Consider the following 12,612-nt stretch of genomic DNA (forward strand, 5'->3'; position numbering starts at 1 on the left):
GCCAAGCCGGGAAGGGATAAACGCTGAAGGCATCTAAGCGTGAAGCCCCCCTCAAGATGAGATATCCCATACGGAAGTAGTAAGACCCCTTGAAGACGACGAGGTAGATAGGGCAGAGGTGGAAGTGTGGTAACACATGGAGCTGACTGTTACTAATAGGTCGAGGGCATAACCAAGGAATGGTGGATAGGAAAAAGCAGGATGACAGAAACGTGGACTTATATGTGGTTTTGAAGGTACACAAAAGGAAACACCTGAAAAGGTGTGTTTCTTTGTATCTGAGATAGAATATAGGGGATTGGTCAAATGGTATGACAGGAGTCTCCAAAACTCTTAGCGGGAGTTCGATTCTCTCATCCCCTGCTGTAAAACCGCCGAAATTCGGCGGTTTTTTCATGTCTGATTTTAAAATAGAACACAAGGTAGAACACAATATAAACATGTCTTTATGTTAGAACTATAATTGTTTTAACTTCACCACTATACATCCCAGCAAAAAGGCAATTACAAAGGCAAGAAGATGAATTACAAGTGTAGAAATATTCCCTGAAAAAAGCGGAATATTACCTAAGATCGCATAGCCGAGCATCCAGCTTGTCTCGACTGTGTTTGGACGAAAGCATCAGGACAAACCTCCGGGTGTATACTTGAGAACTTATTGTTTCTTCAATCCTTTCTATATTCAGCCTATAATAATAGACAAGAAAGGAGAGTGTGGTCAGCAGAATAAGATCCCCCAGTCTACTTTGGGCTATTGGATCCGAAAGATTCAGTCAGAAGCACCAGGAAAAGAACCTGCATCTGATCTGGTGTTCACAAAGCTGCCTTCGGAACAAGAGCTGCAGTTGAACTCTAGGACAGGAAATCATTCTGTTACGATCCTTCTTCCGGAAAATATCCGGATTGAAATTGGCGCTGACTGCTCAGCCAGGATACTGACTACGCTCTTGCAGGCGTTGAAGAACTATGCTTGATTTCTCTGGAAGCACAACCGTCTATCTGGCGTGTGGAGTGACCGATCTCCGTAAAAGCTATACCGGTTTGGCCGCAATTATCAAACTGAAATTCCATCTCGATCCGTACTCCCGCTGTATGTTCGCGTTCTGCAATCGCAGACGCACATTGATCAAGATTCTCCAGTGGGACGGCTCCGGATTCTGGATCCTGATGAAACGTCTGGAGCGGAATGCCTTCCATTGGCCGGACACACCGGATGAACTGCGGAAAGTGACTCTCAAAGAGATCCACTGGCTGTGCGATGGATTATCCCTGAATCCCAGCGGCGCTTTTGAAGAACGCCACCCAAAGATCGTAGTCTGCTCCCGATTCCTGTCAATTCGCAAAAAGCCGAAAATTTCTTGATTTTACGCAGATTTTCCTCTACTCCTGAAGGCGGTTTCCAATAGAAAGCAGATCCTTTTATGGTAAACTGTCAATAGAGATTTTAGAAAGATGAGGCTGTGCGATGGATCCGGTTTTTACAGAAGAACAACTGAACAGGATGGACAGGGAGGACATGCTCTCTTTGCTGAAGATTATGCAGGAGCATCGTCAAAAGCAGGAAGAAACGCTGCAGAAGCAGGAATCAAGGATCCAGATCCTGGAATAGAAAACAAAGGAACTGGAATTCCTGAACGCAATGCTCTCTGACCGCCTTACTCTTGCTCAGAGGAAACGCTTTGGCACATCCAGTGAAAAATATGCGGACGGGTATATCCAGCTGAATCTTTTTAACGAGGCAGAGCGGGAAGCAGACCTGAATGCCCCGGAACCGGACCTGGCAGAGATCCATCCGTCTTCTTACAAAAGAAAAAACGTTCCGGAAAAAAGGAAGAAGACCTTTCCTCCTTTGAGACAACCGAAGTGATCGAGTACAAGCTGACGGGAGACGACCGTTACTGCCCGGACTGCAATACGAAATATAAGGTTGTCACAAAGGAAAGAGTCAAAAGACTGAAATTCATTCCCGCGAGGTTTGAAGTTGTGGAGGAAGTGATTTTTGTGTACAGCTGTCCGAAATGCGGGGCTATGAAACGGCCGGAAAAAGCGCCGTCACTCCTGAAAGAAAGTGCTGCAACCCCGTCCCTTGTTGCAGGCATCATGAATGCCAAGTATGTAAACGGGATGCCGCTTGCGCGTCAGGAACGGGAATTCGCCCGGTACGACCTGAATCTTTCCACAAAGACCATGGCGAACTGGATCATCCAATGTGCAGACCGGTATCTGCAGCCGCTCTATGATCTGATGAAAGAAGAGCTGCTCCGGAGTAACTATTTGCACGGAGACGAAACCAGAATGCAGGTGATCGATGAGCCGGATCAGAAGGGTTCCACCCAGAACTGGATGTGGGTCTATCTCACGGATGAATACAGCGGCTCTCCGCGGATGGTCCTCTTCCAATACGAAAGAACCCGTGCCGGATATCATCCGGCGGAATTCCTTGGAGATCAGTTTGAGGGATCTTTCACCTGCGATGGTTATCAGGCATACCACAATCTCCCGGAAAGGATCACTGTGACGGGATACATGGCCCATGCGAGACGCAGATTCGATGAAGCCCTGACGGCCTTGAAAAAGGATTTCACCAAAGAACAGTTGAAGGAGACAACCGCATATCAGGCACTGGCACGGATCGGGATGCTCTATAAGATTGAAGAGATGATCCGTGACAAGACGCCGGAAGAACGGTATGAAGAGCGTCAAAAGCAGGCGAAGCCGCTTTTAGAGGCTTTCTTTGCGTGGCTTCATACACTGGAGGATTCCGTAGACCGGTCTTCATTGATCGGCGAAGCTGTCCTGCATACCCTGAACCAGAAAGTTTATCTGAGGAGATATCTGGAAGACGGACACTTAAGCATTGATAATCTGGCGGCAGAACGGCCGCTGAAAAACTTTGCGACAGGGCGTCGAAACTGGCTGTTTGCCAAGAGTATCCGGGGAGCACAGGCCAGCGCAACCGTATACAGCATTACGGAAACAGCGATGTTGAACGGTCTGAAACCCTACAATTATCTCACCTATGTGATGGAGCAGATGAAAGATCTTGGTCCGTTCCCGGAAAAGGAAGCGATGTTGGAACTGCTTCCATGGTCCGCCAGCCTGCCGGCTGAATGCCACAGCAAACTGAAAAAATAAGAGACAAATATTCCCCTCGAAAGTGCCGGGGGGATTTCTTATTTTGTCAAGGTACGGATGATTACCTACTTACTTTTAAATGGCACTTTGAATTTCTTAAAACTGTGTTTAATAGGACAATATGTCCTGTTAAACAGTGATGTAGATGGAAACAATATGAATAAATCAGATGCGATTGACAAAGAAAAAAATTTTAAGTATACTAACGATAAGTAAATAAAATATTTACTTAATGAAAGGAAAGCAATTATGTTATATGAATATTTGAAAGAAAATTATATTCTAGGAGAACCTATTTTTACCGGAGATATTGATATCCCAGGGATGACAGAAGAAAATCTTAGATATCATTTAAAAAAACTTGCTGATAGTGGATCCATATGCCGATTTGAGCCGGGAGTATACTATTTCCCTAAAACGGATATTTTCGGTGAGCGGATGTCTATGACTCCGGATACAGTAGCTGTTCATAAGTATATCATGCGCAGGGGAAAGCGGGTGGGCTACTATTCCGGCTATACATTGGCAAACCGCATGGGATTATCCACACAGATTCCATTTACGCAGGAGATAAACAGCAATTTTGCTCCGGCGTTGGTAAGGAAAACGACAATTAAAAACAGGCAGTATATTATCAGAAGGCCAGTGGTGGAAATCACTGAAGAAAATGCGCCGGTTCTCCAGTTTCTTGATTGTTTAAAGGATATTGAAAAATGCACAGAGATAGAACCGGAAAAGTGTGGAAAAATTTTAACGGAATATGCCAGGAAAAATGGTATTACAAAGAAAAAGATCGACAGATATATCACAAACTATCCACTCAAGATATATAAAGCAATATATGAAACGGAGGTAGAGTATGTATCTTCATAAGGATAGAGAAATGTTTAAGGATATGGTGGAACAGACTGCTGAGCAAAGTGGAAGAACACCTATAGTAGTAGAAAAAGATTACTATGTTACACTGATCCTGAAATTATTGTCAGAGCAGCTTGATCTGTGTGTTTTCAAAGGAGGGACGTCTTTATCCAAAGGATATCATTTAATCAATCGTTTTTCAGAAGATATTGATATTACTTTCAAAGAGCATATAGGAGAGAGTAGAAGGAAAAAACTTAAGAATGTTGTTTTAAAAGGAATAAGCGAAGAACTGGAAATGCCGATTGCAAACTGGAATGAAACCCAGAGCGACAGGGACTATAACGCTTATTTCTTTTCATATACTTCTGTATTTGAACTGGAAGATGAAAGACTGCCGCAGTATATAAAACTGGAAACTGCATTGGGGTCGTATGCATTTCCGACACAGTCGGTAGAGATACATAATTATATTGGGGATTATCTGGAAAAGCGAAATCGAATAGATCTGGTAAAACAATTTTCCCTTGACAGATTTTCAATGAATTTACAGTCGTTGGAAAGGACTTATATTGATAAGATTTTTGCTCTTTGTGATTATTATATGCAGGGGAAATCAAAGCGGTATTCGCGTCATTTGTATGATGTCTATAAACTTACTCCGCTCATTGATTTTGATAATAAGTTTGTCTCATTGGTCAAAGAGGTCAGGGAGCATCGGGCTCAAATGACTGTATGTCCATCCGCAAAAGAAGGAGTAGATGTATCTGCCATTATTACAGAGTTTTGTGATAATTCCTTTTATGAAGAAGATTATCAGTCTATCACCAGTTATTTTACAGAAGACTTTGTGTCTTATGAGGATACCATTAAGAATATGAGAAAAATTATACAGGACATTTCTTTTTAGAAATCAAACAGGTAAAAATATGGATAATAAAGATAAGATTATTCGGGAACAGAGAGAAGAAATCCGTTTATTAAATGAAGAAATTAAGTGCCTTCAGTTACTTTTGTCCCAAGCAGGTATTCCCTATGGAAAAGGTATTCAGGAAAAGGAAAGACCGAATTCTGGAAATAAACATTTGCGAGATGCAGTATTTGGCTGGTACCGGTATGATTCCAGATTTGCATTGCCCGTTTATGATGAACAGGGAGTAGTGGAACGTTATAACGTGTATCATGTCTCCATGTTGGTGCGTCATGCAAAAAATGGGAATTATTATCTATATGACATTTTAGATATAAAAAAAGAAACGAGCAACCCGTTCCGATTTTAAATCATACTTGGTAAAAACCCATTTCTCATCTCTTATACTAATAAGAACAAAAGGGTTTGTCAAGATAAAATTGAAAGAAAAGATGAAAGGTAAAATTGGAAGAAAAGATGAAAGGAGAGGCTATGCTTATAAGCGAACGAATCTATCAATATCTTGAAGAAAAGGGAATGTCACAAATTGAATTTGCGAAAAGAACAGGTATATCTCAGAGTACAGTCAGTGACTGGAGGCGAAAGGGAACGAATCCTTCTGCGGATAAGATTATGATCATATGTGAGGTGTTGGAAATTTCTCCATATGAGCTACTGTTGGAGACGGATAGTAAAAATCCCAAGGAATATAAGCAGATGGACTATGTTGTGATTGACAAAAATTCAAGAGAATATGAGTTGATTCAAAAATATGAAAGGCTTGACCCGGGTGCACGGAAACGTTTAGATGGGTATTTGCAGGCTTTAAGTGATATGGAGTAGAATGAAAGGAGGGAGAAACTTATGGGGTATGAAAAAGAAATTGTTTTATTTGAGACAGAAGATAAGAGTATTGCGCTGCCAGTGTCAATAGAAAGTGATACAGTATGGCTTAGTGCTAATCAGATGTCTGTATTATTTGGAAGTGATGAAAAGACAATTCGGAAACATATAAATAATGTTTTCTCAGAAGAACTCATAAGAGAAAACAACACGCAAAAAATGCGTGTTGTTGGAGTAAAGCAACCAGTTCCATTTTATACATCGGACGTAATTATCTCCGTCGGCTATCGTGTAAAATCTAAACGAGGCGTAGAGTTTCGACGCTGGGCGAATTCTGCATTAAAAGAGTAGAGAACAGTTTTGATTCGAAGCAGGTGCTGTCTGTAGTGGAACGATATAGTCACGCGTTGGAACTACTGGATGCTTATGATCATCAGAATATGACACGACCTAAAGGCAATGAAGCTACCTATATTTTAACCTATGAGGAATGCAGACGGGTAATTGACAGTATGCAATTCGCTGACAGCAGTTCTTTGTTTGGCAATGAAAAGGATGAATCTTTCAAAGGGAGCATTGGAGCAGTCTATCAAAGTTTTGGAGGAATGGATCTTTATCCTTCTCTGGAAGAGAAGGCGGAAAATTTATTATATTTTATCACGAAAAATTATAGTTTTACGGATGGAAATAAACGGATAGCAGCTACCATATTTCTTTATTTTCTGGATAAAAATAACATATTGTTTCAAAACGGAGTAAAGCTGATCAATGATCATACTTTGGTCGCTCTGACGATTATGATCGCAGAATCAAATCCGGAAGAAAAGGAAATGATGATCAGCGTGATTATGAACTGCCTGCAATAAATGAAGAGTCTTTTTACCGAAAGCTACGTCTTATAGGACATTATTTCATACGCAGTGAAAAGCAGAACAGTTCCGTGATCTCTTCCAGGCTTTCCCGCTTTCCGTTTTTTAACCACATCAGTGCCGTATTATAGAGGGAGCCGATGTAGATATAGAGGCGGTACCGTTCGATAGAGGTATGGGGCATTGTTCCGGCGACCTCTTCGTGAAACTGATTGAGCATGTCCAGAATGATGGAGCCGTATCCGAAACGGTGCAGATCGAGGACGATCTGACCGTAGCGGCCGAAAAACTCAAACCCCATGCGGGCATTTTGGATGAGCTCTGTGATTGTGATCTGTGAGATACTTTTCTGCTCAAGCAGATACAGAAGTGCAGTAGCAATCTTTTCTTTTACCCGAAGATTTGCTTCTTTTCGCTTATCCATCCATCTGTCCTCCTGTATGTGAAACAAATTCAGCATTTTTGTATCACATCGGTGCGTTGTACCGTTTTTATGAATGTGATACGATTATCTCACATTTTACTTTGAGACCACTTTGCTTGTCAAGAAACAGGTCTCCCGGCAGAGGGTAAAGTTACTTCGGGGAGCTTATAGGAGGAAAAGAAGATGAATGAGAATTTAAAGAAAGGAGAGTCCGCTCAGAAGAATATACAAAAAACAAAAGCTGAAAGTACAGAGACTTCATCGTAAGATAGATAACATCCGTACTGACTATATCAATAAAACGGTAGCAGAGATCGTGAAAACCAAGCCATCTTATATAACCATTGAAGATTTGAATGTGTCAGGCATGATGAAGCACAGACATCTCTCGAAAGCTGTTGCATCACAGAAATTCGCGGAAGAAATACCGATGACATTTTCCTCGGTGAATATAAGAAGTCCTACAACATGGATCGTGATATTCTCGTATACGAGTCCGTGCCGGGAGAAGGCAGATCCTATCTGCAGCTTCAGAATTATTTTCAGGAAATATGGGATCTTTCCTGCTGTAAGCCTTTTAAGACAGGAGAGGAGAAGGAAACCATTCCGGTCCGCCAGCTTCTGTACAAAACAATAAAGGAAACACAGAAAAGGTGGACACTGCGGTACCGAAGTACCGGTAGTGTCCACCTTTTCGTCTATGATTATTCCACCTCATATTTCCATTCCATAATACCGCCAAAATCTTTGATATTTTGATATCCGAGGACGGCTAGTTTCTTTCCTGCGATTTTACTGCGCTGTCCGGAACGGCAATAGATTAAAAGCTCCTGATTCTTATCCGGAAGCTCCGGAATTTCACGGTTGGTGATGGAAGGATTTGGAACATTAATGGCACCCGGGATATGTCCCTGTGCGTATTCTTCCGGATTTCGTACATCGACGATCAGAATGTCGTTCCTCTCATCCATCAGTTTTTTTGCTTCTTCCTGTGTAATTTTTGTATATGACATAAGCAGACCTTCCTTTCGGTTTTTTCTTATAGTATACCATATTTGAGGAAAATTCTGTGACCAGGTCACAGAAAGAGAACGCTTTACAGGGCATTGATCTTTTGCTATACTTGTACCAGTCGTTATGTTTTGAAAAACAGTACGGTATTAAAGAGAAGAACGGGGAGAAGAAACATGAAATTAGTCAGAACAGAAGATGCAGAGGGATGTATTTTATGCCATGACATCACGCAGATTATAAAGGACAAAAAGAAAGGACCGGTATTCAGAAAAGGACACATTGTCACCAGGGAGGATATTCCGGTTCTTTTAAGTGTGGGGAAGGAGAATCTGTATGTCTGGGAGCAGGAAGAAGGGATGCTTCACGAAGATGAAGGAGCCGAGATTCTGCGCAGGATCTGTCAGGGAGGAAGCAGTGCGGAGGCGGCCTTTGACGGAGCAGTAAAGTGCTTCCGGTATATGAGTGCGTCGGAAGCAAAGGAAGGTAAGATTGAGCTGACAGCGGAGACGGATGGACTTCTGAAAGTGGATTCCGGAGCCCTTTACCGGGTAAACTCCCAGGGGGAAATGATGATTGCCACACGACACGGTAATACCGAGGTGAAAAAGGGCGACAAGCTTGCAGGGATGCGTGTCATCCCGCTTGTCATCGGAAAAGACAAGATGGACAGAGCGGAAAAAGCGGTGCAGGAGGAAAACGGCGGAGCGCCGATCCTTTCGATTTTGCCTTTCAGGGCAAAAAAGGCTGCCATCATCACGACCGGAAGCGAAGTTTATAAAGGACGGATCAAAGATACCTTCACTCCGGTACTGGAAGAAAAGCTCGGGCATTATCCGGTGGAGATTATCGGACATGCCGTATGCGATGACAAACCGGAGATGGTGACAGAGGCGATTCTGCGTTTTCTCGGAGAAGGAGCGGATCTGGTGCTTTGTACCGGGGGAATGAGTGTAGACCCGGATGACAGGACGCCCCTTGCGATTAAAAATTCCGGCGCACGGATCGTATCCTATGGAGCTCCGGTGCTTCCGGGAGCCATGTTTCTGCTTTCTTATATGGAAGAAGGTCAGGCAGTCATGGGACTTCCGGGCTGCGTGATGTACGCAAAGAGGACGATCTTCGATCTGGTACTGCCAAGAGTACTGGCGGATGATCCGGTGACCGCAGAGGAGCTTGCACATCTCGGAGAGGGCGGACTGTGTCTGAACTGCCCGGTCTGCACCTATCCGAACTGCGGATTTGGAAAGTAGGGAGAACAGATATGGAATTTACACATTTTGATGGAAGCGGAAACGCGGTGATGGTCGATATCGGAGAAAAAGCGGTGACCAGACGGGAGGCGTCGGCACAGGGCGAGATCGGTGTGTCCGAAGAGTGCTATCAGAAGATTCTGGAAGGAAGCATGAAAAAAGGAGACGTCCTTTCGGTAGCCCGGATTGCGGGAATCATGGGAGCGAAAAAGACAAGTGAGATCATTCCGCTTTGCCATGTGATCAGCCTGACGAAAGTGGCCGTGGATTTTGAGATGATCGGGGAACGAAAGGACCGGAATCCGAAGAAACGATACATCCGGGCAGTCTGTACGGTGCGCTGCGAGGGTAAGACCGGCGTGGAGATGGAGGCTCTGACCGGAGTGAATACGGCGCTTCTTACAATCTATGATATGTGCAAGGCGGTAGATAAAAGCATGGAAATGACAGATATCTTTCTATGCAGAAAAAAAGGTGGTGCATCAGGAGACTATGAGCGGGCGGAAGATTGATTATCTCAGGATCTCCCTTACAGACCGGTGCAATCTCCGGTGCCGGTACTGTATGCCCCATGACATTGATTCTGTGCCGATGTCGGAGATCCTGACTTACGAGGAAATCCGTGAAATTACAAGGGTGGCGGCACAGGAAGGAATCCGTCATGTACGTGTGACAGGCGGGGAGCCTCTTGTACGGAAAGGATGTCCGGACTGTGTCCGGATGCTGAAAGCGATTCCGGGAATTGAGACGGTTATGCTGACGACGAACGGGATTTGGCTAAGAAAATTTCTTCCGGATCTTCTCGAGGCAGGACTGGATGGAGTTAATATCAGCCTGGATACTCTGCAGAGAGAAAAGTACCGGGAGATTACCGGATATGACGGCCTGGAGGAAGTACTGAAGGCGGTGGAAGCCTGTGTCAGCGCAGGGATCCGGACCAAGATCAATGTGGCGGCAGCCAGAGAAATCAACGAGACGGAAATTCTGGATCTGGTACGTCTTTCGGAAAAGTGGCCGGTGGATGTACGGTTTATCGAAATGATGCCGATCGGATACGGAAAAGAGTACCATGGACTGGACAACCGTCGGGTGCTTGAGATGATCAAAAACCGGTATCCGGATCTTCAGGAGGCGGCACCGGCAGCAGGTGCAGGATTTGGGCCTGCAGTGTATATGCAGATTCCGGGATTCCTTGGGAGGACGGGACTGATTTCTCCGATTCACGGAAAGTTCTGCCAAAGCTGCAACCGCCTGCGTCTTACAAGTACCGGAAAGCTGAAATACTGCCTTTGCTATGACGATGCGGAAGATCTGCGCTCTGTCATAAGAAGCGGGGAAACGCCGGAGGAAAAACAGGAACGGATCCGGAAGATTTTTCGTGCGGCGGGACAAAGAAAGCCGGCCGGGCACCGGTTTGAAGAGCCGGATCAGATCAGTGAGAAAAAAAGGATGAATGAGATAGGAGGATAACAGATGGAAGAAAGAAAGACCGCCGGCAGAGTGCGGGCGATCTGCATCAGTGAAAAGCGCGGAACCGAAAAGCATGCCGTGGCGGAAGCAAAGTTTGAGAAGGGATTCGGAATTGTGGGAGATGCCCATGCGGGACACTGGCACCGCCAGGTCAGCCTGCTCTCCTATGATAAAGTAAAGGAATTCAATTCCAGAGGCGCGGATGTGCAGGACGGAGCGTTCGGGGAAAATCTTGTCGTGGAGGATCTGGATTTTAGAAGCTTTCCGGTCGGGACAATTCTCCGGTGTCAGGATGTGGTTCTGCGGATGACACAGATCGGGAAGGAGTGCCACACCCACTGCCGGATTTACCATCGGATGGGCGAGTGCATCATGCCGGTGCAGGGCGTATTTGCCGAAGTCCTTTCCTCCGGAACCATTCAGACCGGAAGTATGATGACCGTCGAATTCCCGGCCAAAGACAGGCCGTTTACGGCGGCAGTGATCACGATGAGCGATAAAGGAAGTAAAGGGGAACGCAAAGATGAAAGCGGCCCGGCCATGAAAGAAGGGCTGACGGCGGCTGGATTTGATGTGGTAGAGGAATTGATTCTTCCAGATGAGAAGGCACTTTTGAAAAAAGAACTGATCCGGCTTTGCGACCAGCGGCAGGTCAGCCTGATTCTGACCAGCGGCGGAACCGGATTTTCTGAACGGGATACGACGCCGGAGGCGACAATGGAGGTCATGACCCGCAATGCACCAGGGATTGCGGAGGCGATCCGGGCCGAATCCATGAAATATACAAAAAGGGCCATGCTCTCCCGTGGAGCGTCGGTCATACGGGGCCAGACGCTGATTGTCAATCTTCCGGGAAGCCCGAAAGCAGTGCGGGAAAGTATGGAGATCATATTGGAGAGTGTACAGCACGGGCTAGGGATTCTTCGGGGATCCGAGTCGGAGTGTGCAAGATAAATGCCAAAAAGGAAGGTGAGAAAAATCTATGAAAAAACGGGTAATGCTGCTGCTTCTTGCAGCAATAATGGGACTTGCAATGATGGGATGCCAGTCTTCGGACGGAGGGGACGGCGACAAGGCTTCCGAAAGCAATAAATCGCAGACGGAAGAGGATGGAACATCCGGGAGTAATCTGGAGGGAACCGTGACGCTTGCGGCTGCAGCTTCCCTGGAATATGCCTTTGAAGAGGAGCTGATTCCGGCATTTGAGGAGCAGTATCCGGATGTGAACATCGAAGGTGTCTATGATTCTTCCGGAAAGCTGCAGCAGCAGATCGAGTCCGGTCTTGCGGCAGATCTCTTTTTCTCAGCAGCGCCGACGCAGATGAATGCGCTGGAAGAGGAGGGGATGATTGACAGCGATACGATTGTCAACCTGCTGGAAAACAAGATTGTACTGATTACCCCGGCTTCCTCCGACGCAGAGTTTTCCTCTTTTGAAGATATCGCCAATGCAGGTACGATAGCGGTCGGGGATCCGGAGAGCGTTCCGGTGGGACAGTATGCGCAGGAATCACTGACAAATCTTGGTCTCTGGGATACGGTTTCAGCAAAGGCAAGTTTTGGAACGAATGTTACGGAAGTGCTGAACTGGGTGGCGGAGTCTTCTGCGGACTGTGGAATTGTCTATGCGACAGATGCGGCAACGACAGACAAAGTCAAAGTGGTGGCGGAGGCGCCGGCTGATTCACTGGAATCTCCGGTTCTGTATCCGGTGGCAATGACAAAGGATGCGCCAAACCAGGAGGCTGCCAGGGCATTTTACGATTTTATTATCTCTGACGATGCGGTGTCCGTATTTGAGTCCTATGGATTTGCGGATTATCGCAGCGCCGAGTAGCA

The 12,612-nt window shown here is 45.5% G+C and carries 14 protein-coding genes, 1 tRNA gene, 1 rRNA gene and 2 pseudogenes; 16 read left to right on the forward strand and 2 right to left on the reverse strand.

What is annotated here, in order from left to right; translation table 11 throughout:
* The 10 genes and pseudogenes from Selli1_RS01240 to Selli1_RS01295 form a co-directional block, all read left to right on the forward strand.
* Nucleotides 1–176: ribosomal RNA gene (locus Selli1_RS01240) — 23S ribosomal RNA — on the forward strand; the annotation flags it as partial.
* Between the two features lie 116 nt (nucleotides 177–292).
* Nucleotides 293–363 (forward strand) — tRNA-Trp (locus Selli1_RS01245).
* A gap of 603 nt (nucleotides 364–966) precedes the next feature.
* The gene (gene tnpB, locus Selli1_RS01250) at nucleotides 967–1,362 is read left to right on the forward strand and encodes an IS66 family insertion sequence element accessory protein TnpB (protein ID WP_281872131.1); all 396 of its coding nucleotides are present in this window, start codon (nucleotides 967–969) and stop codon (nucleotides 1,360–1,362) included.
* 103 nt (nucleotides 1,363–1,465) lie between these two features.
* Nucleotides 1,466–3,135: pseudogene (gene tnpC / locus Selli1_RS01265) on the forward strand (IS66 family transposase).
* A gap of 249 nt (nucleotides 3,136–3,384) precedes the next feature.
* Nucleotides 3,385–4,008, forward strand: a complete 624-nt coding sequence (locus tag Selli1_RS01270; RefSeq protein ID WP_191427973.1) for a DUF6088 family protein — start codon at nucleotides 3,385–3,387, stop codon at nucleotides 4,006–4,008.
* Nucleotides 3,995–4,903, forward strand: a complete 909-nt coding sequence (locus Selli1_RS01275) for a nucleotidyl transferase AbiEii/AbiGii toxin family protein (RefSeq protein ID WP_281872137.1) — start codon at nucleotides 3,995–3,997, stop codon at nucleotides 4,901–4,903. The genes Selli1_RS01270 and Selli1_RS01275 overlap by 14 nt, the downstream gene beginning before the upstream one ends.
* Nucleotides 4,904–4,922: 19 nt before the next feature.
* The gene (locus Selli1_RS01280; RefSeq protein WP_281872138.1) at nucleotides 4,923–5,273 is read left to right on the forward strand and encodes a hypothetical protein; all 351 of its coding nucleotides are present in this window, start codon (nucleotides 4,923–4,925) and stop codon (nucleotides 5,271–5,273) included.
* A gap of 95 nt (nucleotides 5,274–5,368) precedes the next feature.
* Nucleotides 5,369–5,746, forward strand: coding sequence for a helix-turn-helix domain-containing protein (locus tag Selli1_RS01285; protein WP_140398896.1), 378 nt, complete (start codon nucleotides 5,369–5,371; stop codon nucleotides 5,744–5,746).
* Between the two features lie 21 nt (nucleotides 5,747–5,767).
* Nucleotides 5,768–6,097, forward strand: coding sequence for a RhuM family protein (rhuM, locus tag Selli1_RS01290; protein WP_138373307.1), 330 nt, complete (start codon nucleotides 5,768–5,770; stop codon nucleotides 6,095–6,097).
* 35 nt (nucleotides 6,098–6,132) lie between these two features.
* Entirely contained in the window at nucleotides 6,133–6,612 is a 480-nt protein-coding gene (locus Selli1_RS01295) for a type II toxin-antitoxin system death-on-curing family toxin (protein WP_281872139.1), read from the forward strand.
* Between the two features lie 40 nt (nucleotides 6,613–6,652).
* Here Selli1_RS01295 and Selli1_RS01300 read toward each other — a convergent pair whose 3' ends face one another.
* Nucleotides 6,653–7,039 (reverse strand): hypothetical protein, encoded by a 387-nt coding sequence (locus Selli1_RS01300; protein ID WP_087253488.1) that lies wholly within the window; start codon nucleotides 7,037–7,039, stop codon nucleotides 6,653–6,655.
* Nucleotides 7,040–7,228: 189 nt separating this feature from the next.
* Here Selli1_RS01300 and Selli1_RS18440 point away from each other — a divergent pair.
* Nucleotides 7,229–7,460, forward strand: a pseudogene (locus Selli1_RS18440) (transposase); the annotation flags it as partial.
* 283 nt (nucleotides 7,461–7,743) lie between these two features.
* Here the strand turns inward: Selli1_RS18440 and Selli1_RS01310 are convergent.
* The gene (locus Selli1_RS01310; protein WP_087253485.1) at nucleotides 7,744–8,052 is read right to left on the reverse strand and encodes a rhodanese-like domain-containing protein; all 309 of its coding nucleotides are present in this window, start codon (nucleotides 8,050–8,052) and stop codon (nucleotides 7,744–7,746) included.
* Between the two features lie 174 nt (nucleotides 8,053–8,226).
* Between Selli1_RS01310 and Selli1_RS01315 the strand changes: the two genes are divergently transcribed.
* The 5 genes from Selli1_RS01315 to modA are packed head-to-tail and all read left to right on the forward strand — an operon-like array spanning nucleotide 8,227 to nucleotide 12,610.
* Nucleotides 8,227–9,303, forward strand: coding sequence for a molybdopterin-binding protein (locus Selli1_RS01315; RefSeq protein ID WP_191436928.1), 1,077 nt, complete (start codon nucleotides 8,227–8,229; stop codon nucleotides 9,301–9,303).
* Between the two features lie 11 nt (nucleotides 9,304–9,314).
* On the forward strand, nucleotides 9,315–9,815 hold the full coding sequence (gene moaC / locus Selli1_RS01320; RefSeq protein WP_087253479.1) for a cyclic pyranopterin monophosphate synthase MoaC: 501 nt from the start codon (nucleotides 9,315–9,317) through the stop codon (nucleotides 9,813–9,815).
* The gene (gene moaA / locus Selli1_RS01325) at nucleotides 9,796–10,773 is read left to right on the forward strand and encodes a GTP 3',8-cyclase MoaA (RefSeq protein WP_191436924.1); all 978 of its coding nucleotides are present in this window, start codon (nucleotides 9,796–9,798) and stop codon (nucleotides 10,771–10,773) included. Before moaC ends, moaA begins: the two co-directional genes overlap by 20 nt.
* A 3-nt stretch (nucleotides 10,774–10,776) precedes the next feature.
* The gene (locus Selli1_RS01330) at nucleotides 10,777–11,727 is read left to right on the forward strand and encodes an MOSC domain-containing protein (RefSeq protein WP_118636841.1); all 951 of its coding nucleotides are present in this window, start codon (nucleotides 10,777–10,779) and stop codon (nucleotides 11,725–11,727) included.
* A gap of 28 nt (nucleotides 11,728–11,755) precedes the next feature.
* Entirely contained in the window at nucleotides 11,756–12,610 is an 855-nt protein-coding gene (modA, locus tag Selli1_RS01335; RefSeq protein WP_281872140.1) for a molybdate ABC transporter substrate-binding protein, read from the forward strand.
* The last annotated feature ends 2 nt before the right edge of the window (nucleotides 12,611–12,612 follow it).

The organism is Sellimonas catena, from assembly GCF_027924685.1.
Lineage (GTDB): Bacteria > Bacillota > Clostridia > Lachnospirales > Lachnospiraceae > Sellimonas > Sellimonas catena.

What these genes read in the sequence shown, in the direction of transcription:
- tnpB (WP_281872131.1), top strand. Translation starts at nt 967, where the DNA reads ATGCTTGATTTCTCTGGAAGCACAACCGTCTATCTGGCGTGTGGAGTG.
- Selli1_RS01270 (WP_191427973.1), top strand. Translation starts at nt 3,385, where the DNA reads ATGTTATATGAATATTTGAAAGAAAATTATATTCTAGGAGAACCTATT.
- Selli1_RS01275 (WP_281872137.1), top strand. Translation starts at nt 3,995, where the DNA reads ATGTATCTTCATAAGGATAGAGAAATGTTTAAGGATATGGTGGAACAG.
- Selli1_RS01280 (WP_281872138.1), top strand. Translation starts at nt 4,923, where the DNA reads ATGGATAATAAAGATAAGATTATTCGGGAACAGAGAGAAGAAATCCGT.
- rhuM (WP_138373307.1), top strand. Translation starts at nt 5,768, where the DNA reads ATGGGGTATGAAAAAGAAATTGTTTTATTTGAGACAGAAGATAAGAGT.
- Selli1_RS01300 (WP_087253488.1), bottom strand. Translation starts at nt 7,039, where the DNA reads ATGGATAAGCGAAAAGAAGCAAATCTTCGGGTAAAAGAAAAGATTGCT.
- Selli1_RS01310 (WP_087253485.1), bottom strand. Translation starts at nt 8,052, where the DNA reads ATGTCATATACAAAAATTACACAGGAAGAAGCAAAAAAACTGATGGAT.
- Selli1_RS01315 (WP_191436928.1), top strand. Translation starts at nt 8,227, where the DNA reads ATGAAATTAGTCAGAACAGAAGATGCAGAGGGATGTATTTTATGCCAT.
- moaC (WP_087253479.1), top strand. Translation starts at nt 9,315, where the DNA reads ATGGAATTTACACATTTTGATGGAAGCGGAAACGCGGTGATGGTCGAT.
- moaA (WP_191436924.1), top strand. Translation starts at nt 9,796, where the DNA reads ATGAGCGGGCGGAAGATTGATTATCTCAGGATCTCCCTTACAGACCGG.
- Selli1_RS01330 (WP_118636841.1), top strand. Translation starts at nt 10,777, where the DNA reads ATGGAAGAAAGAAAGACCGCCGGCAGAGTGCGGGCGATCTGCATCAGT.
- modA (WP_281872140.1), top strand. Translation starts at nt 11,756, where the DNA reads ATGAAAAAACGGGTAATGCTGCTGCTTCTTGCAGCAATAATGGGACTT.